The following is a 22,824-nucleotide window of genomic DNA, read 5'->3' as shown; positions in this document are numbered from 1 at the left end:
CTCAGGCTCCCACGACTGCTGACAGCAGCATGTCGATCAACTTGATGCCGATGAACGGCAGGATCACGCCGCCCACGCCGTAAACCAGCATGTTCCGGCGCAGCAGCGACACTGCGCTGGCCGGCTTGAAACGCACGCCGCGCAGGGCCAGCGGAATCAGTGCCGGGATGATCAGCGCGTTGAAGATCAACGCCGCAAGCACTGCGTTGGCCGGACTCGACAGGTTCATCACGTTCAGCGCGGTCATCTGCGGAATCGCCGCAGCGAAGATGGCCGGCAGGATCGCGAAATACTTCGACACGTCGTTGGCCAGCGAGAACGTCGTCAGCGCGCCGCGCGTGATCAGCTGCTGCTTGCCGACTTCGACCACCGCCAGCAGCTTGGCCGGATCGGAGTCCAGATCGACCATGTTGCCGGCTTCCTTGGCGGCCTGCGTGCCGGAATTCATCGCCAGGCCGACATCGGCCTGCGCCAGCGCGGGCGCATCGTTGGTGCCGTCGCCGACCATCGCCACCAGCTTGCCGCTGGCCTGCTCGGCACGGATGCGGGCGAGCTTGTCTTCGGGCGTGGCCTCGGCGATGTAGTCGTCGACGCCGGCCTCGGCGGCAATGGCGGCCGCAGTCAACGGGTTGTCGCCGGTGATCATCACCGTGCGAACGCCCATCGCCCGCAGTTGGGCGAAGCGTTCCTTGACGCCATGCTTGACCACGTCCGACAGCTCCACCACGCCGAGCAGGTGCTTGCCTTCGGCGACCACCAGAGGCGTGGCGCCGCTACGGGCGATCTGATCGACACGCGCGATCAGCTCCGGCACAGCCTGGCCACCGAGCGACAGCGCATGCCTGACGATCGAGTCGCTGGCGCCTTTGCGGATCGTGCGACCATCGACGTCGACGCCGGACATCCGCGTATGCGCGCTGAACTGCACGTAGTCGGCGCGCTCCGGCTCGGCGATCGTGCTGCCCTGCTCGCGGGCGAGCTTGACGATCGACTTGCCTTCCGGCGTCGGGTCGGCCAGCGAAGACAACAGCGCCGCGTCGCGCAATGTCGAGGCATCGATGCCAGCCAGCGGATGGAATGCGGTGGCCTGGCGATCGCCATGGGTGACGGTGCCGGTCTTGTCGAGCAGCAGTACGTCGACATCGCCGGCGACCTCGACCGCCTTGCCCGATTTCGCCAGCACGTTGGCCGACAGCGCGCGGTTCATGCCGGCGATGCCGATCGCCGGCAGCAGGCCGCCGATCGTGGTCGGGATCAGGCACACCAGCAGCGCGATCAGCAGCAGCGTGTCGACCTCGACGCCAACGAAGGCACCAAGCGCAGGCAAGGTGGTGACCACGATCAGGAAGCTCAGCGTCATCGCTGCCAACAGCATGGTCAGCGCGATCTCATTTGGCGTCTTCTGACGGTTGGCGCCTTCGACCAGCGCGATCATGCGGTCGAGGAAACTGCGGCCCGGCTCGGCGGTAACGCGTACCAGGATTTCGTCGGACAGCACCTTGGTGCCGCCGATCACGCCAGAGCGGTCGGTGCCGGCCTCGCGCAGCACCGGCGCGGATTCGCCGGTGACGGCGGATTCGTTGATGGTGGCGACGCCGCGCTCGATCTCGCCGTCGGCCGGGACCAGTTCGCCGGCCGAGACGATCACGATATCGCCGGGACGCAGCTGCGCGGCCGGAATCCTCTGCTCGCTGCCGATGCCGCCGTCGAGGCGACGGGCGACCAGGTCGCGACGCGCACTGCGCAGCGAAGCGGCCTGGCCACGACCGCGCGCTTCCGCCACCGCCTCGGCGAAGTTGGCGAACAGCACCGTCAGCAGCAGGATCACGGTCACCGTCCAGCCAAAGGTGGTGTTGCCTGCGCCGAAGATCGCGATCAGTGCCGACAGGATCGTACCCAGCATCACCACCGCCATCACCGGACTCCTGACGAGGTGCCGCGGCGACAGCTTGGCGAAGGATTCGGTCGTCGCCTGGCGCAAGGCGCCTGCATCGATCAGCGCCGGATGACCGGCGCGGGTTCTTGTCTTGTAATCCATGAATGTCTTCCTCGTCATCCCGAACGCAGTGAGGGATCTGCTTCACCGACCAGCGCCCGGGATGACAGCTGTTAGTTCGCGATAAGCGTGAGGTGGTCGGCAACCGGACCCAGCACCAGCGCAGGCATGAACTGCAGCACCGTCAGGATCACGATCACCGCGATCAGGGTCAGCGCGAAGGTCGCCGTTTCTATCTGCAGCGTGCCCAGGCTTTCCGGTGCCGCGCGTTTGCGCGCCATCAGGCCGGCCACCGCGAGCGGCACGATCAAGGCGGGGAATCGCCCAAGTGCCAGGACGATCGCGCAACTCAGGTTCCACCACCAGGTCGCATCGGCGAGGCCTTCGAAGCCGGAGCCATTGTTGGCATAGGCCGAGGTGTACTCGTAGAACACTTGGCTGATGCCGTGGAACCCCGGATTGGAGATTCCTGTTTCAAAGCCGCCGGCGATCGACGGGAGGGCCAGCGTCAGCGCGGTGAAACCCAGGATGACCAGCGGCTGCAGCAGGATCAGCAGCGCCAGCAATCGCACCTCCGGTGCCTCGATCTTGCGGCCGAACAGTTCCGGCGTTCGCCCCGTCATCAAACCCGCCAGGAACACGCTCAGCAACAGGAACACCAGGTACTGCTGCAGGCCGCAACCGACGCCACCCCAGATCGCGTTGATCAGCATGTTGGTCATCGCCACCATACCGGTCAGCGGTGCCGTCGAATCGAGCATGCTGTTGACCGAGCCGTTGTTGACCTGCGTGGTGACGGCGGACCACAGCGCCGAGGCTTCCGCTCCGATGCGCACTTCCTTGCCTTCCATCAGCGCCGGATCGTTTGCCGTGGCTGAAAGCGCTTCCGACCATATCGACAATCCGGTCGATATCAGCGACATCGCCAGCATGGTGCCGAACACCAGTGCGGTGAGGCGACGTCGACGCGTGAACGGGCCGACCATGAACGCGATCGAGACCGGGATCAGCACGATGGCGAGGGTCTGCAACAGGTTGGAGAACGGCGTGGGATTTTCCAGCGGCACCGAGCTGTTGGGGCCGTACCAGCCGCCGCCGTTGGAACCAAGCTGCTTGGCCGCGACCATCGGCGCCACCGGGCCGAGCGGGATCTTCTGCGTTTTCATCCCGGCGCTGGCATCGACCGGTGTGATGGTCGGCCCGGCGGCCAGGGTCGACGGCACGCCCTGCCAGGTGAGCAGCAACGACCACAGCAGGCACAACGGCAGCATGAAACGGAACGTCGCGCGAACCACATCGGCCCAGTAGTTGCCGACGTCGCGGTCGACACCTTCGCCTGCATGCCCTGTCGCGACGCTTTCCGGCGCCGTCGTGGCGCCGGTCTTTTCCATCTCATCGCGCCCACCGAACAGCGCGCGCAGCGTGGCGACGACCATCGCCAGACCCATCATCGGCGTCACCACCTGCAAGCCGACGATGCCGACCATCTGCGACAGGTAGGACAGCTGCGCCTGCCCGGAGTAGTGCTGCTGGTTGGTGTTGGTGAGGAACGACACCATCGTGTGCAGCGCCAGGTCCCAGCGCATGCTGGGGATGTCGTCGGGATTCAGCGGCAACCAGGCCTGGGTCATGAACTGCATCCAGACGACCAGCCCGATGACCAGGTTGCTGAGCGCGAACGCCTTGGCGTAACCGCGCCAGCCCATGCCGCGCGTCGGATCGGTGCCGATCAAGCGGTAGATCGGCTTCTCGATCCAGCCGAACAGGCCATCACTGCGCATCGGCGCGCCACGCATCACTACGGCCAGATAACGTCCCAGCGGCCAGCCGAGGCCGATCGCCAGCGCGAATACGATCATGAATTCGTTCATCGTCGAGAACTCAGAAGCGGTCCGGGTACAGGACCACGAACAGAAGATAGGCAGCGGCGATCACCACGGCGATCGCGCAGATCAAGGCAAGCCAGCCAGGCATGGTGTGGGTTCTCCTTTCAGAACGACGCTTGCAGCGCCGCTTCGATGCGGTTGCCGGCGAACGCTTCGCCGAAGAAATCCTCCGCGCTCGAATCGGTGGCATGCGCGGTCAGGCGCGCTTCCATATTTGCTTGTAAACCGGGCGTCTTGAACGCCCACACGGCGCTGAGCAGGCCATGGGCATAGCCATCGTCGCTGTCGTCGCCGTTGAGGTCCTTCAGGTCGTAGTAGGCAATCGCCGCCTCGAAACGCATCTTGTCGTTGACCGGGAACCTGGCGCCGAGCAGTGCATGGATGCCGCTCTCGTCGTAGCCCAGTGCTTCGTCCGAATAACCCAGCGAAGCCCAGTAATTGTCCTTCCAGGTCGCCGTGCCGTTGAGCTCGGTCCAGTTGAGCTCGATGGTGGTCGACGGATAGCGGTAGTGCAGGACGTTGACGTCCAGCGCCCAGTCGTCGTCGAGGCTGCAGCCCCAACCGAGCGTGAAATCAAATTCGCTGCTGGCGTGGGTCTCCGGCGCGAACTCCACGTTCGAGGCCCAGATCGAGCCATAGAAGCCGGACTCGCCGGCCACCTTGAAGCCAGCCTGCACGGCAGGGTCGCCCTGGGTCTGCGTGCTGCCGCGCCAGACGTAGTCGGTCGTGAGCGTGGCGTTGCCGACGACTTCGACCGCCTGTGCGACACCACTGGCGCCGAGCGCGGCCACGCCTGTGAAAACGGCCGCGAGCGCGGCCGGCAACGCGCCGATGGCGCGCGTGTTTGCAGTGAGATGGGACATGGATCGCTTCCAGGCGGAGACATTCCGCCGACCTGGTCAGTCTCGTCCCGAGGCGAGTAAAACCTCCATGCGGTTGCCGCTGTCGTGGCGTAAAGGTTTCGTATATTTTTTTCGGCGTGCAAGCGGTCCTTCACGCATGGAGCAGAACCTGCTTCGCCGTCGTTGTGTTCGATCCGGGCAGCGCCGTGGTTATTGCGCGCAACAAGCTGATCCTTCGCGAACAGGTGGGATATACAGACAGCGCAATGGGTCGGGTGTTGGAACTCCGGGCAGCGCTGCAAGCCCTGTTACGGATCCCCGGGCGTCCAGACCATGTGCACGTCGGCGCGCTGGTAGTGCGAGCCGGGACGCGGCGCCGGCTTGTGCACGAAGCCGACGCTTGCGTACAGCTGCAAGGCCGGGACCAGTTTCGAGCTGGATTCGAGAAACAGTTCGCGACCATCGAGGCTACGGTATGTAGCCAGCGCCGCCTGCATCAGCGCGCGCCCGATGCCGGCGCCCTGGTGGCCGGGTTCGACCGCCATCTTGGTCAGTTCGTAGACACCGCCACCCTCATGCTTCAGCGCCACCGTGCCGGTGGCGCGTTCCCGCGCATCGACTGCGAACAGGATGCGCCCTCCCGGATCGAGGATGTGCGTTTCCGGATCGTGCAGCACCTCGTTGTCGATCGCCTCGACTACGAAGTAGCGCTGCAGCCAGTCGATGTTGAGACGCGCGAAATCGTCGCGCCATTGCGCGGCGTATTCGACGATGCGGTAGTCGGCGGACATGCCGCGATGATAACGGCGCAGCCGGGCTTCGGCAGTAGCCGGTCGCGGTCGGCATCGTCGAACGGCACGACCGGCACCAACGGCCCTGCCGGCCATGCGTGCGGCTCAGCGCGGCTTGCCGTTTCCTTTTCCGCCCTTCTGATTGTCCTTGCCGGAACCCTTGTCCTTGCCGGCGCCTTGCGACTTCGACGACTTGCCGGATTTGCCTGGCGCTGGCGCCATGTCGTTCTTGCTGCTCTTGCCGTGCGATGCGGACGACTTGCCGGAGTTCCCGTGCACAGTGCTGCTCTTGCCACTGCCTTGGCCGCGCGAACCAGTCTTGCCGTTTCCGCGATCCGGATAGTCCCGACGCAGGTCCGCATCCAGCACGATCGTACGTCCCCAACGATCGTAGCTCGGCACGAAACCCTTCTTCAGGCGGTGGAACTCCGCCGACCCCGGCTTGATGCCCATACGCTTGGCGATCGCACCCCAGCCCTGTCCATGATCGCGATCCCATACCTCCACCACGTTGCGACAGGGAATGCCGAGGATGTTCGCGATCGAACAGGCGTAGTAGACATCGCCCGGCGCCCAGTGACGGTCGACCAGCAATTCGCGCACCAGTACGCGCGGGGCGCCGTAGTGCACGACCATTTCATCGATGAAGGGGTCGCGATGACGGTAGCCGTAATCATTGATGTCGCCGAGGCGCTGGTCGATCCACATGTCGCCGGTACGCGGGTTCCACCCGAACGCGAAGTCCTGGGCCTGCACGCCACCGCTTGCGGCGGCCAGTGCCATTGCCAGGACAATGCTCTTGATCGTGGTTCGCATGATGTTCTCCTTGAGATGGCTGTCAAATGGCGCCATGGACCTGTCCGGACATGATCGGCACGGGCCATGAACGCCCTCTAAAAAAGGCGCGTCGGCACCGACAGCCGGGCCGTCGGCTACTGGCTGTTCTTGTCCGCATCCTTGCGGTCGCTGCCTGCGGACTTCGCCTTGGCCCTGTCCGGGAACGCGCGGCGCAACTCCGCATCCAGTTCCAGCGGTCGCGCCCAATGTTCGTAGCTGGCCACGAAACCACGCTTGAGCTTGAGGAACGCAGGCGAACCGGGCGCGATCCCGAGCCGTTTGCCGACGTCCGCCCAGCCACCCTCGTGGTCGCGGGTCCATTCGGCAATCACGTTGCGGCAGGGTTGGCCAATGGCCTGCGCCATCGCGCAGGCGTAGTAGAGGTCGCCGGGCGTCCAGCGCGCGGCCAGCACTTCCTGCGCCAGTTCGCGCGGCGTGGCCTGATAGCGCACCAGTTCGTCGATGAAGGCATCCCGGTAACGCTCGCCATAGCGGCTGATGTCGTCGAGCTGGCGATCCACCCAGGCATCACCGCTGCGCGGCCCCTCGGCCTGCGCCGGCTCGGCGGCCAACGAGGCTGGTGCGAGGCCGGCGGCTGCGAGCACCAGTACCAGCAACCCGCACACCGAACGGCATCTCACGGAATTGTCCATGCGGTCCTCCACGAAAATCCGGGCATGGCCGGCATTACTGTCCGCTCGACGCCATCGCCGGCATCAGGAAATCGCCATCGCGCGTTGCGAAGCGGCGCCCTTTGGTGTCGCGTGGCTGCAGGCGGCCATCGGCCTGCAGGGCGTAGACGCGCTCGCCGCCATCGATCGCCCGCAGTCGGATCAGGGCGTCGTCGTTCGCCTGCCATCGTCCCCGCTCGACGAAGCGCTCGGCGCCGCCCTCGGTCAGGTAGCTTTCGATCAGCAGGTAATCACGCTGGCCGCCGCGACGGTCGAGCGACAGCGAGGTGTCGATGCCGTCGCAATCGGCGCAGGCCAGCATGCCCTGCCAGGCCACTCGGCCATCATGCTCCAGCAGCGCGGCGGCGGCATCGTCGGGTGCCGGCGCGCGGCTGCACGCGCCCAGTGCACACAGGAACAGCAGGTACGGCAGGAATACGAGGCGTGGCTTCATGAAAGGGATTGTGCCGCAGCGGGCCGGCCAGGGATCGCCGCTGGCCGTATCCATTCGCGGCTTGCGTTGCCATGGATGTCCTGCCTGAGAGCGCAGCATGCGTCCACGTCCCGGTCACCCTCCCCGTTCCAGCCGCCTGCGGCGCTGGCTGGCCGGCGCTGGCCTGCTGACCGTGCTCGCGCTGGCCTACGGCCTGAGCCTGAGCTGGTTCGCGCACCGGCTCGGCGACGATGTCGAGAAAACCCTGAAGGTGCCGCAGGGAGTCGACGGCGGCGTGGTCTCGCCGCGCTGACTGCCCTGCCCGCTATGCGCAGGTCGACGCGAGGACAACCGGTCAGCGCGGCTCGATCACGAAACTGCCGAACGACACGCCCAGGTCCCAGCCCGAACCGGTGCCGGCCAGCGCCAGCGAGATGCTGCCCTTGGTGACCACCTGCGCCTTGCTCGACTTGCCGGCGCCGGCATGCGCCTCGGCCGCGGCATAGCCGCCGAGGATGTCGCGGATGTTGTAGACCCCGGAGAACTCGCCGGTGCCGTTGTCGATGCGCGACTTGCCGAAAGTGATGCCGCCGCCTTTGGTGCTGATCCGCACCGGCATGCTCTGCCCGTTGTCGCAACTCACCACGCCCTCGCCGGAGGACGTCTTGTAGAACGCCGACCAGCCGGACATGCTGAACTTGAGACGGCAGTCGATCGGGCCGGCCGCATGCGCCGGCGGCAATGCCGCCAGCGCGAGCACCGCCGCGACGAACAATGAAGTGATGCGCATGACGAACTCCTGTGGACCGGATGGGCTGCGCCCAGATTAGCATCGCGAAATTGAGGTTCCGTTGAACGCCGAAGGCGGCGCCGGATGACGGCACCGCCTTCGAATGCCACATGACAGAGTCGCTGCAACGCTCAATCGTCGTCCCGGCCATGGCCGCGGCCATGTTTGTTTTTGTACTTGTATTTGTACTTGCGGTCGTAGCGATCGTGATCGCGGTCACGCCACGAATTGCTCGTCTGCCAGCGCCGGTATTCGCGATGGTCCCGGCGGTCGTGCCAGCGGCGCCCATCCCACCAGCGTCCATCGCGCCAGTAGCCGTGGGCATTGCCGTATGGCGGGCCGCTGCGGTAGCGGTTGTAGTCGCGGTAATAAACGGCACGCGGCACCTGGCGGTAGTAGATCGGGCCGCGGTAGCGGTCGTGCACCACGATCAGGCGGTCGTCGTAGCGGTAGCGGTTATCGTGGCGATAGTAGGGCTGGCCGCTGCGGAAAATGACGTCGGCGACATCGACGATGACGCGCACCAGTTCATCACCCTGGGCCCGTGCGGGCGTCGGCGCCATTGCAGCGAAACCGAAGCCGACGGCAAGCAAGGCGGGGGCCAGCCAGCGGGACAGTATCGTCATCGTCGTTCTCTCCTTGGGGAATCCACGCCGTTGCGCGGACAGCGCCAAGATGCGGCGCGCGCGGTGAACCGCTTTTTAATGTTTGCGATGCGCCTCTCGGAGGTTTAGCCGACGCTAAGCTGGGCCAGCCTCCAGCGGGGCTTGTCCATGGCATTCACGCCATGCCGCTCGCGGATCCCATTGCGGTGCCGCCTGCTTCAGCGATTCAGGCATCAGCCGGCGGATTCCGGCCGCGATCGGCCAGCGCCGCGAGCTCACGCACCGCCGTCGGCAGTTCATCGGCCGAATCCACGCTGCGCATGCGTGCCTGGCCTGCGCGGATTTCGGCCTCGCTCTCGTGCGCCCAGGTGGTGTGGTAGGGCATGTGCACGCCCCAGCCGCCCAGCGCCAGTACCGGGGCGATGTCCGAGCGCAGGGAATTGCCGATCATCAGGAACTGCGCCGGCGCCAGCTCGAATTCGCCGAACAGGCGCGTGTAGGTGTCGGCATCCTTTTCGCTGACGATCTCGATGCGGCGGAAGACGTGCGCCAGTCCGGATTGCCGCACCTTGGCTTCCTGGTGGAACAGGTCGCCCTTGGTGATCAGCACCACGTCGCGTTCCGCCGCGATGCGCTCGACCGCTTCGCGGATGCCGGGCAGCAGTTCCACCGGATGCTGCAGCAGCGACTTGGCCAGTGCGACGATGCGCTGCACGTCGGCGCCGGACATGCGCTGGCCGGTGATCTGCAGCGCCGCTTCGATCATCGACAACGCCATGCCCTTGACGCCGTAGCCGAACAGCGCCAGGTTGCGTTTCTCCACCTGGTACAGGTGTTCGTGGACGCGGACGTCGCCGAGGTCGGCATAGCCGCCGACGATGCCTTCGAACTCCACCTGCGCGGCATCGAAATAGTCCTGGCTGCGCCACAGGGTGTCGTCGCCGTCGAAACCGACCAGGCGTATCGCGTTGTCGTCGTGCGCATGTGCTTGTGCGTTCTGCATCCGTGCAGTTTACGCGTCGATACGACGAAGGCGGCCGTGGCCGCCTTTGCGTTTGCAGCATTCCGCCCGCAGCGATTGTTGCAGACGCGATCGAAGCATGTGACTTACGGCGTGGTTGCCGGCGTGGTGCTGTCGGCCGGCGGTGGCACGCTGCTGGCGTCCGTCGCCGGTGTCGCGGCTTCGTCCACCGGTGCAGTGGCGTCGGCCGGCGGTTCGGTCGGGTCATCCTGGGTGCTGGCGCAGGCCGCCATCGTCAATACGCTGGCGGTCAGCAACGCCAGCGATACATCGCGCATCTTGATATTCATTGCGGAACTCCCTCGATGTCTGGAACGACGGCGTGCGGGGGCACGCCGTTCGCGGCCGGCCCGGCGCGAGGCCGGGCCGGGATGCGTGATCAGCCGCCCTGGTCGGCCTTGGGCGCGCCATTGGCCTTGGCAACGAAGGCTTTGTATTCGTCGGTGGTCAGGTTGCCGTCCTTGTCGGCGTCGGCCTGGTCGAAGATCTGGCCCACGGCCGGTTCGGCGGCGGATTCGGCCTTGCTGATCTTGCCGTCCTTGTCGCTGTCCACGTCGGCCCAGGTCTTGGTCTTGGCGCCGGCGGCGGGAGCTGCCTGGGCGGCGGCTTCAGGCGCCGCGGTGGGTTCTGCCGACTGCGTCGGGGTGGTCGACTGCGCGAAGGCCAGGGGAGCGGCCAACGTTGCGGTGAGCGCCAGCAGGGGGATCAAACGCTTGTTCGTTTTCATGATTTGGCTCCATGGAACAGGTAAGGATGGAGTGCACGGTCTTGGCCGCACGTCCGCACCTTGCCAGCGCCAGTCTGAATCCTGACGACGGCTTGATCGTTAGGGTTACGTTGCCTTAACCACAACGCCGGTGATGTGTGTCAGGCGCGACGGCAAGCTGCGTCGCAGTTCGCGTTTTTGCAGGCGCGACCGGTGATGCCGCCTTCCACGGCGCGGTGGCACACTTCGTGATCGCGATGACATGCACCGCCACACGATCGTGTTGAAATACCCAGCCAACCTCTTCTTCGCCGGAGCCCGCCATGAAGCATTCCCTGTTGACCGCCGCCTGCGGCGCCGCTCTGCTGTTGACCGGCTGCAATGGCGCCAGCAACGCCGCCCAGAACGGCGACGCCAGCGCCACGGCCACGGCTGCTGCCAGCAGCGAGCCGTTCGTGACCACTGAGGTGGCCGACTTCGACGAGCCCTGGGCGATGACCTTCCTGCCCGACGGCCGACTGCTGGTCACCGAGAAGGAAGGCAAGCTGAAGCTGCTGGACATCGCCAGCAAACAGGTCGGCGAGATCAGCGGCGTGCCCGAGGTCGACTACGGCGGCCAGGGCGGATTCGGCGACGTGTTGCTGCATCCGAAGTTCGCCGGCAACGGCATCGTCTACCTGAGCTATGCCGAGAAAGGCAGCGGCGACACGCGCGGCGGCGCCGTCGCGCGCGCAAAGCTGACGCTGGACAACGACGGCGGCGGCAGCCTGTCCGACCTGAAGGTGATCTGGCGGCAGGTGCCGAAGGTTTCCGGTCGCGGCCACTACGGCCATCGCCTGGCCTTCGACAAGGACGGCAAGCTGTGGATCAGCTCGAGCGAGCGGCAGAAGTTCGACCCCGCGCAGGACATGAAATCCAATCTCGGCAAGATGGTGCGCCTCAACGACGACGGCAGCGTGCCGGCCGATAATCCGTTCGCCGAGCAGGGCGGCGTCAGCGCGCAGGTCTGGTCGCTGGGGCACCGCAACATCCTCGGACTGGCGTTCGATGCGCAGGGCCGGTTATGGGCGCACGAGATGGGTCCCAAGGGCGGCGACGAACTGAACCTGATAGAGCGCGGCGCCAACTACGGCTATCCGATCGTCTCCAACGGCGATCACTACGATGGCCGCGAGATCCCCGACCACGACACGCGCCCGGAATTCAACGCGCCGGAAGTGTCTTGGAACCCGGTGATTTCGCCGGCGGGCTTCATCATCTATTCCGGCAGGCAGTTCCCGGACTGGCAGGGCGACGGTTTCATCGGCGGGCTGTCGTCGCAGTCGCTGGTACGGATCGAATTCGATGGCGACAAGGCGCGCGAAGCGCAGCGCTTCGACATGGGCGAGCGCATCCGTGAAGTGGAACAGGGTCCGGATGGCGCGATCTGGCTGCTGCAGGACGGCGGCGACGCGAAGCTGCTGAAGCTGACGCCGCCGCCGAAGCCATAGCAGCAAGGCGCTCTGCTACTTCGCCGGCGTTTCCTTGCGGCCCATCGCCACCAGGTAGCGATCGTGCAATGCCTGCACCTTGGCGACGTAGGCCTGGGTCTCGGCGTACGGCGGTACGCCGCCGTAACGCGTCACCGCGCCGATGCCGGCGTTGTAGGCCGCGGCCACCAGCGCCAGATCGTTCTTGTAGCGCCGTTTCAGCTGGCTGAGGTGGCGCGCGCCGGCGTTGATCGATTCGGCCGACGAAAACGGATCCTTGACACCGTATTCCTCGACGATCTCCGGCATCAGCTGCATCACCCCGAGCGCGCCCTTGGACGATACCGCGCCGGCATCGAAGTCACTCTCCGCGTGTGCAAACGCACGCAGCCAGGCGGCATCGACACCCGTCGCCTTGGCCGCCGCCTTGAACTGCGCGGCAAACACCTTCAACTGCGGCTTGCCGATCCTGCCCAGCCCCTCATGCGCCGACGAACCGGGCGGCGTCTTCACCGTGAACTTCAGGTACGCCCTCGATCCGGGCAGCCGGCGCGTGCTGTACACGGTTTTCCCGTCCTGCTGGCGCTCGTACAGCGTGCCGCTGATCACGCCCATCTCGCCCCACAGGTTGGGCGTGACCACGGCATTGTCGTCGATGGCCTTCGCGACGCACTTCGAGCCCGGCTCCGGCGCCGTCGCCAGGCTGACGGTGCCGTTGCGCACGCAGCGATACACGGTGCGCGCCTGCGCGTCCGCGCATATCGCGCCGGCCAGCAGCGTCATGATCCAGACCGCGGTGCGGGCGGTGACGTCCATTCGCGGATTGCAGAGCCTGCGATGTGCTTCGATGTTTTTCCTATCTTGCCGGCACGGTCGGCAACGGCACGCCCTCGGCCGGCACCAGCGTGATCGTCACCGGCTCACCCGGATTGTGGCTGCGGATCTGGAAGGTGGTGGCATCAAGCTTGAGGATGTCGGTGGGATACGACACGCCTTCCTCGATCATCGTCAGCGCGCCGTTCTCGTACGTCCATTTCCCATAACCGGGCGTGCCGCCTTCGGCATCGATGACCAGCCTGCCGTCCACCAGGAAACTGTAGCGCGTGCCCGGTGCGATCGCCGACGATTCCTGTACCTGCCAGACCTTGCCGACGAAAGCCGGGAGGGCATCGTCCGCAACAGCGGGGGCGGTGGACGCTTGCGTTGCGGGCGATGCCGGCGCGGCAGCGGTCGATGCGGTTTCGGCCGGTTGCGGCTTGTTGCAGGCCACCGCAAGCATGGCTGCGATGATGGCGATCGAAGTGGCGAACGTCGGCTTCATGGGAATCCTCTGGGTGGATATCGAAATTCGGTTCAGGCACCGGGCTGGATCGCGACCACCTTGACATCGAAGTGCTTGCAGGCCGCATCGCTGCAGATGCCGTTCAACCAGGCTTCGCCGCTGCCGAACATCACGCCGCGCGCGTTGACCATCAGATCGGCGGATCGCTGCCCGGCGATGACCGCGGCGGTGGCGGGCGTCACGATCTCGCGGTAACGCGCGGCGAAACTCACCGCATCGTCGATGACGACGCGCTTGCCATCGATGGTCGCGGTGAACGGATAGTCGACCAGGGCGGCGACAGCGGTGGCATCGTGTGCGGCCACGGCCTGCTGGAACTGCTCGAAGACCGCCCGATAGCGCTGGTGGTCGCCGAGCAGGCGTTCGATGCGTTCGTCGATCATCTGCTCGGCGGCGGCATCCTTTGCAGGAGCGGCGGCGTCGGCTCGCGCCGTGACGGCTTCGGGCGTCCTGCCCGCCGGCGCGGATGTCGCATCGCCAGTAGCCGTCGGCGTATCGACCGCCGGCGCGACTGGAGCCGGCGCGGGCGGATTGCATGCCGACAGCAGCAACGCGCCGATGACGATGGACAGGCTTCTGCCCATGCCAGCGCTGCGTAAAAACAGGACGCGATCGAATCGCACGATCGTGGCGCCTCAGCCGGCGATTTCCACGCCGTCGGCGACGATGCGGTATTCCACGTCCGACACCGGCAATCCGCTGCTGCTCTCCTCCTGCATGTGTTTCACCGCTTCCGGAGTCAACTGGTGGCGCGACAGCACGCCATGGACTTCGGCGCGGCCGCTGGCGTCCTTGGGTACCGCGAATTCGTGATCGCGCATCATCACGCGTGCGCTCTGGCCGTCGTCCTCCAGTACCAGCCAGCAACCTTCCTTCTGGCAGACCTCGGCAATGCGTCCGCTGAAGCGCTGCGCCTTGCCGGCATAGTCCTGGTGGGCGGCGATCGCGACGGAAATCCGCACGGCCTCGCCGGCAGGCATCATCTCGCCGAACTTCCGGGACTCGCCGGCATTGGCGATGCTGGCCACAGCGAGCAGGACGGCCGCAAGCATCGTTCTCGTGATCGGCAACGGCATGGTCGTCGGCGGCATGGTCTGCTCCTGTGATGAAGGGTTGGTTCGCATCATAGCGCTGCGAATGCAGTGCCGAAGCCACTGAGCGGGGGCTCCCGCACTTTCATCTCACCGCCTGTCGACAGATCGACTTCTATCATTACCTCATTGACAAGATTCGTTAGTGCGAGGTGAAGCATGGCGGTGTCCAGGAAGACTTCCACAGTCCGCGGCACCGGCGGCAAGAAAACCGTCGCCCGGCAGCGTGCGATCCAGGAGCGTGCAGACGCGATCGAGAAGAAGCGCGGCAGCGGCAAGGCGAAGCCGAAACCGGTGCAGGCCGGTGCGCGTAGACAACCGCAGAACCCGATGCCGGGGCAGCACCTGGCCAAACCCGGCAACGAGTATGCGCTGCAGCTGCAACCGCGCTTCCTGGCATCGGACTATGTCGGCAGCGGCAAGCTCGAGGGTATGGCCGCGATCATCACCGGCGGCGATTCCGGCATAGGCCGCGCAGTCGCGGTGCTGTTCGCGCGCGAAGGCGCCGACGTCGCCGTGCTTTACCTGGACGAACATGTCGATGCCAGGAAGACGCGCGATCAAGTCGAGAACGAGGGACGCAGGTGCCTGCTCATCGCCGGCGACGTCAAGGACCCGCGCTTCTGCGATCGCGCGGTGCGCAAGGCGGTCAAGACCTTCGGCCGGCTCGACATCCTGGTCAACAACGCCGCGTTCCAGCAGCACCTCGACTCGCTGGAGGACATGACCGACGAACATCTGCAGGAAACCCTGCAGACCAACATCGGCGGCTACTTCCACATGGCGCGCGCCGCGCTGCCGCACATGGGCAATGGTGCGAGCATCATCAATACCGGATCGGAGACCGGCATCTTCGGCAGCAAGGCGCTGCTCGATTATTCCGCCACCAAGGGCGCCATCCACGCCTTCACCAGGTCGCTGGCCAGCAACCTGCTGGCGCGCGGCATCCGCGTGAACGCGGTTGCGCCGGGCCCTGTCTGGACACCGCTCAATCCCGCCGACCGCGCCGCCAAGGAAGTAGCGAAGTTCGGCGAGGACAGCGATATGGGACGCCCGGCGCAACCGGAGGAAATATCGCCCGCCTATGTGTTCCTGGCGTCGCCAGTAACGGCTTCGTACATCAGCGGCGTCGTGCTGCCGGTCATGGGCGGCCCGCGCGGCTAGCACGCTCGCTTCAACACGGAACTACCCTCAGGAGGATGCACCATGGGCATCTGCGATGTTTGCGGAAACAGTTACGACAAGTCCTTCGATATCGTGCAGGGCGACCGTCGGGGCACCTACGATTCGTTCGAGTGCGCGATCCACGCCTTGGCCCCACGCTGCTCTCACTGCCAATGCAGCATCATCGGCCACGGCGCCGAGCACGACGGCAAGTTCTACTGCTGCGCGCACTGTGCCAAGCAGTCTGGAATCGTCGGCATCGACGACCGCGTCTGAGCGGATTCATCGCGTCGATGGAGCCGGCACCTTGGGCCTGTGTTCCTCCACCTTGGCCTTGGCGGCCTGTTCACGCGCGCCAATAATCATCTCAGTCAGCCATTTGATCAGCACGCGGGTGTAGTCCTGCTGCGCCTTCTTGTCCGCCAGGCCATGGTCTGCGCCGGACAGCACACGCGAGGTCAGCGAACGCGCGCGCGTGAACGCGTTGCGATAATTCTCCATGACCTGGTGCGGCACCACCGTATCGAGTTCCGCTTCCACGATCAGCACATCGCCGGTGAAGGCGGCGGCGGCCTGCAAGGCCCGGTTGCAATGCGCCTCGAGCGCACGCAGACGGAACTGCGGGAGGTCGGGATCGGCATGCAGCTGGCGCTTCGGCAAGGTCCAACCTTCGTCCTTGTATAGCGCCGGCGAACGCAGCGCCAGCCATCGCACCGGCCGCAGCGTGGTCAGGATCGACGCCAGGTAGCCGCCATAGCTGATGCCGACCACGGCGATCGCGCTGCGATCCACGTTGGGCTGCGCCGTCAGCCAGTCGTAGGCGGCGAGCAGATCGCGCAGGTTCGACTCGCGGTTGACGGTTTCCCATTGCGAGGCAGTGCTTTCGTGACCACGAAGATCGAAGGTCAGGCACACGCCGCCCAGCCCAGCTGCCTCGCGCGCCCGCACGAGATCGTGTTGCTGGCTGCCACCCCAGCCGTGCACGAACAGCACCGCTGGCATTTTCCGGGTCGGCGCCAGCAGCGTGCCCTGCACCGATTCCTCATCCACCGCGATTTCGACCGGCTCAAGTCGGATTTCCATGCCTGTGCACCCGCGAATATTTCAGGATCGGACCGGAACGGCTGTACGGATCGTCGAAGTGGACGCGTGCCTCTGCGGGTACGGGCCCGGCGCGATGCAGTTCGTGCGTCGACGCCACGATCGAATCCAGCGAAGGCTCTGCCAACAACGCCTCGACCGCGGCGATCTCCGCCGGCGTCGCCCCGCCTATCCGCCAGGATTGCTCGAGCACGCCGCAATGGCGCAGGCCGCGGCTGTCGCGGCCTGCCGCGACATCGTAATTACGGCGCGAGGCGAAGAAATCCGGAAATTCTGCAGACACGGCCGCGTCGTACTGGATGGCCTTTCCTGTCGCCTCTACCCTTTCGTCATCGGCCAGCAGCCGTTGCAGCTGCGCGAAGCCGCCGCGAACGACATGGAGTTCCGAGCCGCCGTAGACTTCGATGCCATTGCGATCCTCGACCATGAACTGCGTGCCGCAATAGGCGAACTGCCGACCGGCGACGCGCAGCACGCCAACGCTGTAGGTGAGCGCGTCGTCGAGGTCGCGTTCGATCACCACACCCTCCTGGCACAATTCATTCCGGTCGATGCCATCCAGGACCGACATCAGTTCTTCGATCGAATCGACCACTGCCTGGCCCTCGCCGCCTACGCCTGCAGCGCGCTTGACGCGTACGCGGCCCCCTTCAAGCAGACGCTCCCCGGCCAGCTGCGCATCGTTCCGCGAGAATGCGGAGTAGCCCGGCAGTACCGTATTGCCGATGCGCTGGGCAAGGCGTGGCGACCAGCTGTCAGGCGCCACGGCCTGCATGTCGGGCAGGGGATGGCTGATCGTCTTGTTGGTCAGGAAGGCATGCGGCACCACGCCGCCGTAGAGATCGTCCTCGCCTTGAATGCCGAGGACGGTGCAATCCTCGCGCAGCAGGGTGTTGTCGGGAATGAAGTACGGGTGCCCGGCGATGGCGCTGCTGTCATGCACGCCGGCGTAGTGCCCATTGATCAGCGTAGCGATGCGCTGGGCCATGGCGACACGGGTCAGGTGATCGTGCCCGGCCGGATCGACATCCCGGTTCTTGTTGAACAACAGGACCGGCCTGCTACTGGACACCGAAGTCGTCATCATCGGCAACGATGCTCCGGCACGGTCGATCATGTTGTCGTGAATACGGTTCACATGATCGCCACCCTGGCGATGCTCTGCTTCGATGCTCCGGAACGATTTCCGTCCACGCATTGCCACCCGGACATGACCACCCACGCGGCGCTGCTCATCGTCGACATGATCAACCCCTTCGATTTCGAAGGAGCGCCGCGCCTGCTGGGACAGGCACTGCCCGCCGCGCGACGGATCGCGGCACTCAAGCAGCGTTGGAAGGCGGCGGGCGCCCCCGTGATCTACATCAATGACAATTTCATGCAGTGGCAATCGGACTTCCGTGAACTGGTGGCGATCTGCACACACGATGGCGCTCCCGGCGCAGCCATCGCGCAGCAACTGGCGCCGGAACGCGACGACTACTTCATCCTCAAGCCGAAGCACTCAGCATTCTTCTGCACGCCGCTGCGCCTGCTGTTGGAGCAGTTGCAGGTCCGCCGACTGGTGCTGACCGGCATCGCGGCGGACTCGTGCATCCTGGCGACCGCCGCCGATGCCCACATGAACGAGTACGAACTGGGCGTACCCCGCGATTGCATCGCGGCGCAGACAACGCAACGCCGCGAGCAGGCGGTCGAACTGATGAAGGCCGCGATGCAGGCCGACGTGCGCGCATCACGCTCCGTCAAACCCTGACTTCGAAAGGCGATTTCAACGTTCGTAAAGGGCAACCACAGGGCACGCCAGGCCGGCTACAGCAGCTTGTCACGCGCCTGTTCAGCGCGCGACGCGCCAATTGCCGTTTCCACGTTCTTCTCCTCTTCCGGCGGCGGCAGAACGGCGGGGAATCCAAGCGACTGTATCCATAGTTCCCGCGTCCAGCCGGTGGTGTGATACAGGTGATGGTCCTCGTCCTTCTCCACCGCTTCGAAGGCGGCCTGCAGCACCTTCGCCTCCGGCCCGGTGCCGTGTTTGGCGACATGGCCGATCAGGTGCCAGTTCATGTGGTCCTTGGTTTCGGCGAGTACCACGCATTCGCCGGCGACGAGTTCCGCGCCGGTGGCGTCTGCGTTCTTGCGCGCCATCTGGATCGCGGTCACCAGTGCTTCGCCCTGGTGCGCTACCACGTCGCGCCCCGGGCTTTTCTCCTCGGAATCCATGCCGAGCTCGGCGAGTACGTTGAGCAGCACTTTCTCGTGCGTGCGGGTTTCTTCCAGGTATTCGCCCCACTCCTTGCGCAAGTCGTCGTTCACTGCAGCGCGGATGGCGTTCTCGTAGATCTTGATGCCACCGCGCTCTGTTTCCAACGCCTGCAGCAGCAGTTCATGCACCTGCCCGGTGTTGTATTCGATCTTTCTGGCCACGGCCTGTCTCCACTACCGAAAAGTATCGGTACTTTCCGCGAAGGACCGTAGCGATGAAGTGAAGCGGTCGCATGTGTGTACCGACGGTTGTTAGCTGCCCGTTATTTTTGCGGCCGTCACAGCAACCATCGAAACGCGCGCCGCAGTTCGGCGGCGCCGTGATCCGGATACCAGCGTCCGTGCGCAAGGATGATCCGCGCCGGATCCCACGCAATCATCCGTTCGACTGCTGCGCGCAGCTGCGGTCGTTGTCGTGAATAGGTCGCGCGCATGTCGCGCGGCATCTGCCCATCCGGATCCTGCACGCCGCCCAGGCGCGTCAGCCAACTCTGGAACCATGAGCCTAGCTTGTGCTTCTCGAAATTTTCGATGAAATCAGTCAGTACCAGCGTACGGCTGGGATGATGAAAGAACTCGACTTCGGTCATGAAGCTGCCAGTGACCGGCAGCGTCGCGATTTCCGCATCCCAGGGATAGCCACGATCGCGATCGAGTTTGCAGGTGTCGAAATCGATGCGTCCGCGCGCCTGCTCGCTGATCCGCGGCGCCAGATAGACCTGCGCATCCGGGTACGCCGCATGCCATTCCGGTATCCACCAGTAATGGATGCGATTGGGACCGATGATCCAGCGTGCGGCGCCGAGCGCATCGATCTGTGATTTCAGCTGCGGCGTCAGCGGCGTCGGCGAATGCAGGAACAGATCGCCCCCGGCCGTGCGGAGGATCGTCATCCGGGTGGGAAACGGCATCTTCGGCCAGGGCATGCCGAAACGGATCACCGGCCCATCGACGATCCACACGTCTTCGGCCACGCACTTGAGCGTGTTGGTGGGCGGATAGACGACGTGTGAATCGGCATCCGGCATGACCGTGCATGCGTAGGCCGGCACGACGTCGACGCCGTGCCGGCGGTCTCCGCCGGCGGCTATTCCTGTACTGCCCCCGCTTCTTCCGGCTGCGTCTCGTACATCTCCAGATTGCCGGCGCGAATGCCGTCCAGATCCAGCGGCTTGATGGTGTCGATGCGACATAGCGGGTGCCGCGGTGCATTCCGGGGCGGGCGCGACAACACGCGCACGCTGTCCTGGCCGGCCCTGACCTGTCCACCTGCATTGGTGATCGCGATCGACTGAGCGACATTCAGGCTGTCGCAGCGTGTCCGCAGTTCCAGCAGATAGCCCTGCTCGGCCCCGGCGCGCACCGCAAGTGCCTGGTCACCGAGCGGCGTGAAGCGCAGGTTGCGCGAATACTGGAAGCTGTCGACCGGCGCGCCGGCATTGGCGCGGGCCAGTTCCAGGCGGTCGGCAGTGCCGGACGTGTGCGCGCAGGCGGTCAACAGCAGCGGTACGAGCAGCAGTACGAGCGAATTTTTCATGGCGATTCTCCCGATCTTTAGGCCGATCCACGACGCAGCGGCGGCGCGTTGGCACGACATTAGTCCTTCCTCGCAGCTGTCCGCGCCTCCCGATGGCAGGCGGCGCGGCAGCCGAAACGATCACTCTTCCGTAGTACCCGGCGCGCGTTCCGCGGACTGCGCTTCACGCATTTCGTACTTGTCTGAACGCAGCCCGTCCATGTCCAGCGGCTGGATGGTCTGGATGCGGCAAGGCACGCGCATGCTGTTGCTGCCACCCGGGCGCGACAGCACGATCACGCTGTCGAAGCGGGCGTTGACGCGGTTCATCGAGTTGGTGATCTGGATCGCGTTGGCGAAATTGAGGTCCGGGCAACGCGCGCGCAGTTCCAGCAGGTAACCCTGGTTGCGCCCGGGCCATACCGCCAGCGCCTGGTCGCCGAGCGGCGTCCAGCGCAGGTTGCGCGAGTACTGAAAATGCTCGACCGGTTCACCGGCATTGGCGCGGAACAGCGCCAGACGGTCTTCGGTGCTGAGGGTGTTGTGCGCGCAGGCACCCGCAAGCAGGGTGGCAAGCAGTAATAGCAGCAGTTTCTTCATGGCGACGCTCCCGATGTTTCTGTGGTTTCAGTGCTTCTTCAATCATGCCGCAGGATGGTCCGTGCGCCATGAAAGTTCGATCGTCATCTCCTGGCGTGCTTGCCGCGAGGATCAGAATTCTGATTCAAGATAGGCATAGATGTAGTTCGATCCGCCGTTGACGCTGCCGAGCAGGCGCGACGATGCGAATATGCCGGACCGGTGCGAAATGCCCAGCCCGAAGTAGGTTTTCCTCCAGTTTTCCGAGCGGAAGATGTCGCCGACGTTGACGTCGATGGTCGGGTCCAGGTAGTTCAGCAGCTTGGAGGTCGGCCGCTCGCGACGCGCCTGGCTGCTTACCTCGGTCCACGGGACATGGTTGGCATAGGAAATGCCGAAACCGAAACCGAACCGCGTATTGACCCGGCGGCTCCACGGAAAGCCGTAGTAGAACGCCTTCATGTAGGCGTCCACCTGCCAGCCGTTGGCCTGCAATCCGTTCTCGTCGCGGAACAGCAGGCCGACATAGCCGTTGAAGTCCAGCGGCCAGCCGTTGACGCGTTCCAGGAACGGACGGCCGACATGCACGCCGGTGACGCTGGTGGGGTTCTCGTGGTTCAGCGACGTGCACGACAAGGTCATGATGTTGGCCATGTGGCAGCCATCAGCCGAGGCGCGGCCGTAGAACACTTTCACCAGCAATGGAATCTGGTCGTCGTCCCAGCGGGTGATGGCGGTGCCGAAGTCGTAGACGGCGCCGACGAACAGCGCCGGCTGCAGGTCGTCGCGGATGATCGGGCTGTTGCGCACGTCGCTGTCCAGCGCGGTGACCGATACGCCACCGAGCAGGCGCCAGTTCTTGAGGATGCCGTAAGTGCCGTACAGGCCTAGCGATACGTTGACGCCGCTGCCGGGCGCGTACGCCGGCCGCTCCGGCGTGGCCTCGTGTGGCGCCACGCCATAGTAGTAATTGTTGAGGTTCGAATCGCGCCAGGCCACGGTGATGTCCGGACGCAGCAGCCAGCGCTGACCGCGCCAGTCGTAGGAATAGCCCAGCCGCAGTTCACTGCCTTCGGATATGCCGCCGACGTCGTGCATAACCGATGCCCGCAGCGTGCCCCAGGGTTGCGCGTACCGGTAGGCCACGCCGAGGTCGATGCTGGTGTTGCGCACGTCCATGCCTTCCAGGATTTCAGGCATCTCGTCTTCCGGGAAACCTTCCAGCCGGCGTCCCAGGAAACCGTCCAGGCGGTGCGTGTCGTCGTTGACGAATTTCACGCCGACACGGTCGGCATTGAGGAAGAAGCGTTCGCCTTCGTACAGGTACAGTGGCAGCAGGTCGGTGCGGTGGCCGCCGTCGATGTAGGGCGATTGCTCGATCCGCGAAATGAAACCAAGGCCGGCGCTGCCGGGCGTATCGAGCAGGTCGGCGATATGGTCGGTGTGGGTCTGCGCCTGCAAGACTCCGGTTGCCAGCAGGCCGCACAGCAGCATCCATGACAGTGCATTGGCGAGGTGTGATGGACCATGCTTGCCCACCGGCATCGCCAGCAGCGAAGTGGCGGAAGTACGGCGGCTGGATTCCTGGAACGTTGCGATCACACGACTCCCCTATCGGTCCAGCATCGGCTCGCCCCTGAGCCGCGGATATTTCGATACGCATCTACGGCAAACCGCAGCGGTGCCTGCTCTCGCAGCCGGCGGCATTCACCCTTTCTAAAA

At 65.1% G+C, this 22,824-nt stretch carries 29 protein-coding genes; 5 read left to right on the top strand and 24 right to left on the bottom strand.

Annotated features, from left to right (window positions below):
• Position 1: 1 nt before the first annotated feature.
• The 8 genes from kdpB to IP90_RS12270 form a co-directional block, all read right to left on the bottom strand.
• The gene (gene kdpB, locus IP90_RS12305) at positions 2-2,038 is read right to left on the bottom strand and encodes a potassium-transporting ATPase subunit KdpB (protein WP_144899937.1); all 2,037 of its coding nucleotides are present in this window, start codon (positions 2,036-2,038) and stop codon (positions 2-4) included.
• A gap of 71 nt (positions 2,039-2,109) precedes the next feature.
• Positions 2,110-3,867, bottom strand: a complete 1,758-nt coding sequence (gene kdpA, locus IP90_RS12300; protein ID WP_144899936.1) for a potassium-transporting ATPase subunit KdpA — start codon at positions 3,865-3,867, stop codon at positions 2,110-2,112.
• Positions 3,868-3,877: 10 nt separating this feature from the next.
• A complete protein-coding gene (locus IP90_RS12295; RefSeq protein ID WP_144899935.1) occupies positions 3,878-3,970 on the bottom strand; it encodes a potassium-transporting ATPase subunit F in 93 nt (30 codons plus the stop codon).
• Positions 3,971-3,986: 16 nt separating this feature from the next.
• Positions 3,987-4,745 carry a TorF family putative porin gene (locus IP90_RS12290; RefSeq protein WP_144899934.1) on the bottom strand — a complete coding sequence of 253 codons (759 nt, stop codon included), beginning with the start codon at positions 4,743-4,745 and terminating at the stop codon, positions 3,987-3,989.
• A gap of 287 nt (positions 4,746-5,032) precedes the next feature.
• On the bottom strand, positions 5,033-5,515 hold the full coding sequence (locus IP90_RS12285) for a GNAT family N-acetyltransferase (protein WP_158635346.1): 483 nt from the start codon (positions 5,513-5,515) through the stop codon (positions 5,033-5,035).
• Positions 5,516-5,620: 105 nt separating this feature from the next.
• Positions 5,621-6,331, bottom strand: coding sequence for a hypothetical protein (locus IP90_RS12280; protein WP_144899932.1), 711 nt, complete (start codon positions 6,329-6,331; stop codon positions 5,621-5,623).
• Positions 6,332-6,447: 116 nt separating this feature from the next.
• Positions 6,448-7,005, bottom strand: a complete 558-nt coding sequence (locus IP90_RS12275; RefSeq protein WP_144899931.1) for a hypothetical protein — start codon at positions 7,003-7,005, stop codon at positions 6,448-6,450.
• Between the two features lie 34 nt (positions 7,006-7,039).
• The gene (locus IP90_RS12270; RefSeq protein ID WP_158635345.1) at positions 7,040-7,477 is read right to left on the bottom strand and encodes a copper resistance protein NlpE N-terminal domain-containing protein; all 438 of its coding nucleotides are present in this window, start codon (positions 7,475-7,477) and stop codon (positions 7,040-7,042) included.
• Positions 7,478-7,574: 97 nt separating this feature from the next.
• Between IP90_RS12270 and IP90_RS12265 the strand changes: the two genes are divergently transcribed.
• The gene (locus IP90_RS12265) at positions 7,575-7,769 is read left to right on the top strand and encodes a hypothetical protein (protein ID WP_144899929.1); all 195 of its coding nucleotides are present in this window, start codon (positions 7,575-7,577) and stop codon (positions 7,767-7,769) included.
• A gap of 42 nt (positions 7,770-7,811) precedes the next feature.
• Here IP90_RS12265 and IP90_RS12260 read toward each other — a convergent pair whose 3' ends face one another.
• From IP90_RS12260 to IP90_RS12240, 5 genes are all read right to left on the bottom strand, one after another.
• A complete protein-coding gene (locus tag IP90_RS12260; protein ID WP_144899928.1) occupies positions 7,812-8,246 on the bottom strand; it encodes a hypothetical protein in 435 nt (144 codons plus the stop codon).
• Positions 8,247-8,377: 131 nt separating this feature from the next.
• Positions 8,378-8,872 (bottom strand): hypothetical protein, encoded by a 495-nt coding sequence (locus IP90_RS12255; RefSeq protein WP_144899927.1) that lies wholly within the window; start codon positions 8,870-8,872, stop codon positions 8,378-8,380.
• A 205-nt stretch (positions 8,873-9,077) separates the two neighbouring features.
• Entirely contained in the window at positions 9,078-9,854 is a 777-nt protein-coding gene (locus IP90_RS12250; RefSeq protein ID WP_144899926.1) for an HAD family hydrolase, read from the bottom strand.
• A gap of 104 nt (positions 9,855-9,958) precedes the next feature.
• Positions 9,959-10,162, bottom strand: coding sequence for a hypothetical protein (locus tag IP90_RS12245; protein ID WP_144899925.1), 204 nt, complete (start codon positions 10,160-10,162; stop codon positions 9,959-9,961).
• Positions 10,163-10,251: 89 nt separating this feature from the next.
• Complete coding sequence (locus IP90_RS12240; RefSeq protein ID WP_144899924.1) at positions 10,252-10,599, bottom strand: EF-hand domain-containing protein; 348 nt, start codon at positions 10,597-10,599, stop codon at positions 10,252-10,254.
• Between the two features lie 302 nt (positions 10,600-10,901).
• On the opposite strand from IP90_RS12240, the gene IP90_RS12235 reads away from it, so the two are divergent.
• A complete protein-coding gene (locus tag IP90_RS12235) occupies positions 10,902-12,068 on the top strand; it encodes a PQQ-dependent sugar dehydrogenase (RefSeq protein WP_144899923.1) in 1,167 nt (388 codons plus the stop codon).
• 15 nt (positions 12,069-12,083) lie between these two features.
• Here IP90_RS12235 and IP90_RS12230 read toward each other — a convergent pair whose 3' ends face one another.
• From IP90_RS12230 to IP90_RS12215, 4 genes are all read right to left on the bottom strand, one after another.
• Positions 12,084-12,830, bottom strand: coding sequence for a lytic transglycosylase domain-containing protein (locus IP90_RS12230; protein ID WP_242007588.1), 747 nt, complete (start codon positions 12,828-12,830; stop codon positions 12,084-12,086).
• Between the two features lie 73 nt (positions 12,831-12,903).
• A complete protein-coding gene (locus tag IP90_RS12225; protein ID WP_144899921.1) occupies positions 12,904-13,368 on the bottom strand; it encodes a hypothetical protein in 465 nt (154 codons plus the stop codon).
• Positions 13,369-13,400: 32 nt separating this feature from the next.
• The gene (locus IP90_RS12220; protein ID WP_144899920.1) at positions 13,401-13,973 is read right to left on the bottom strand and encodes a hypothetical protein; all 573 of its coding nucleotides are present in this window, start codon (positions 13,971-13,973) and stop codon (positions 13,401-13,403) included.
• A gap of 51 nt (positions 13,974-14,024) precedes the next feature.
• A complete protein-coding gene (locus IP90_RS12215) occupies positions 14,025-14,480 on the bottom strand; it encodes a DUF4920 domain-containing protein (protein ID WP_158635344.1) in 456 nt (151 codons plus the stop codon).
• 159 nt (positions 14,481-14,639) lie between these two features.
• On the opposite strand from IP90_RS12215, the gene IP90_RS12210 reads away from it, so the two are divergent.
• Positions 14,640-15,644, top strand: a complete 1,005-nt coding sequence (locus IP90_RS12210) for an SDR family oxidoreductase (protein WP_144899918.1) — start codon at positions 14,640-14,642, stop codon at positions 15,642-15,644.
• Positions 15,645-15,686: 42 nt separating this feature from the next.
• The gene (locus tag IP90_RS12205; protein ID WP_144899917.1) at positions 15,687-15,920 is read left to right on the top strand and encodes a hypothetical protein; all 234 of its coding nucleotides are present in this window, start codon (positions 15,687-15,689) and stop codon (positions 15,918-15,920) included.
• Between the two features lie 6 nt (positions 15,921-15,926).
• Here the strand turns inward: IP90_RS12205 and IP90_RS12200 are convergent, their stop codons facing one another.
• Complete coding sequence (locus tag IP90_RS12200) at positions 15,927-16,727, bottom strand: alpha/beta hydrolase family protein (protein WP_144899916.1); 801 nt, start codon at positions 16,725-16,727, stop codon at positions 15,927-15,929.
• On the bottom strand, positions 16,711-18,135 hold the full coding sequence (locus IP90_RS12195; RefSeq protein WP_242007583.1) for a DUF3182 family protein: 1,425 nt from the start codon (positions 18,133-18,135) through the stop codon (positions 16,711-16,713). The genes IP90_RS12200 and IP90_RS12195 overlap by 17 nt, the downstream gene beginning before the upstream one ends.
• On the opposite strand from IP90_RS12195, the gene IP90_RS16855 reads away from it, so the two are divergent.
• On the top strand, positions 18,025-18,501 hold the full coding sequence (locus tag IP90_RS16855; protein WP_242007587.1) for a cysteine hydrolase family protein: 477 nt from the start codon (positions 18,025-18,027) through the stop codon (positions 18,499-18,501). The two genes, IP90_RS12195 and IP90_RS16855, sit on opposite strands and share 111 nt — an antisense overlap.
• Before the next feature lie 56 nt (positions 18,502-18,557).
• On the opposite strand, the gene IP90_RS12185 is transcribed toward IP90_RS16855, so the two are convergent.
• The 5 genes from IP90_RS12185 to IP90_RS12165 all read right to left on the bottom strand — a co-directional run bounded on the left by IP90_RS12185 (position 18,558) and on the right by IP90_RS12165 (position 22,704).
• Positions 18,558-19,169 carry a hypothetical protein gene (locus IP90_RS12185; RefSeq protein ID WP_144899913.1) on the bottom strand — a complete coding sequence of 204 codons (612 nt, stop codon included), beginning with the start codon at positions 19,167-19,169 and terminating at the stop codon, positions 18,558-18,560.
• A gap of 116 nt (positions 19,170-19,285) precedes the next feature.
• Complete coding sequence (locus IP90_RS12180; protein WP_144899912.1) at positions 19,286-20,035, bottom strand: DUF4336 domain-containing protein; 750 nt, start codon at positions 20,033-20,035, stop codon at positions 19,286-19,288.
• A gap of 59 nt (positions 20,036-20,094) precedes the next feature.
• Entirely contained in the window at positions 20,095-20,544 is a 450-nt protein-coding gene (locus tag IP90_RS12175) for a DUF6491 family protein (protein WP_144899911.1), read from the bottom strand.
• A 120-nt stretch (positions 20,545-20,664) separates the two neighbouring features.
• Positions 20,665-21,123 carry a DUF6491 family protein gene (locus IP90_RS12170; RefSeq protein ID WP_144899910.1) on the bottom strand — a complete coding sequence of 153 codons (459 nt, stop codon included), beginning with the start codon at positions 21,121-21,123 and terminating at the stop codon, positions 20,665-20,667.
• Between the two features lie 111 nt (positions 21,124-21,234).
• On the bottom strand, positions 21,235-22,704 hold the full coding sequence (locus IP90_RS12165; protein WP_199753465.1) for a MipA/OmpV family protein: 1,470 nt from the start codon (positions 22,702-22,704) through the stop codon (positions 21,235-21,237).
• Positions 22,705-22,824 lie beyond the last annotated feature (120 nt).

Source organism: Luteimonas cucumeris (genome assembly GCF_007830035.1).
GTDB classification, from domain to species: domain Bacteria; phylum Pseudomonadota; class Gammaproteobacteria; order Xanthomonadales; family Xanthomonadaceae; genus Luteimonas_C; species Luteimonas_C cucumeris.
Note: the sequence above shows the minus strand (reverse complement) of the source record. Positions and strands in the feature narration are given on the sequence as shown.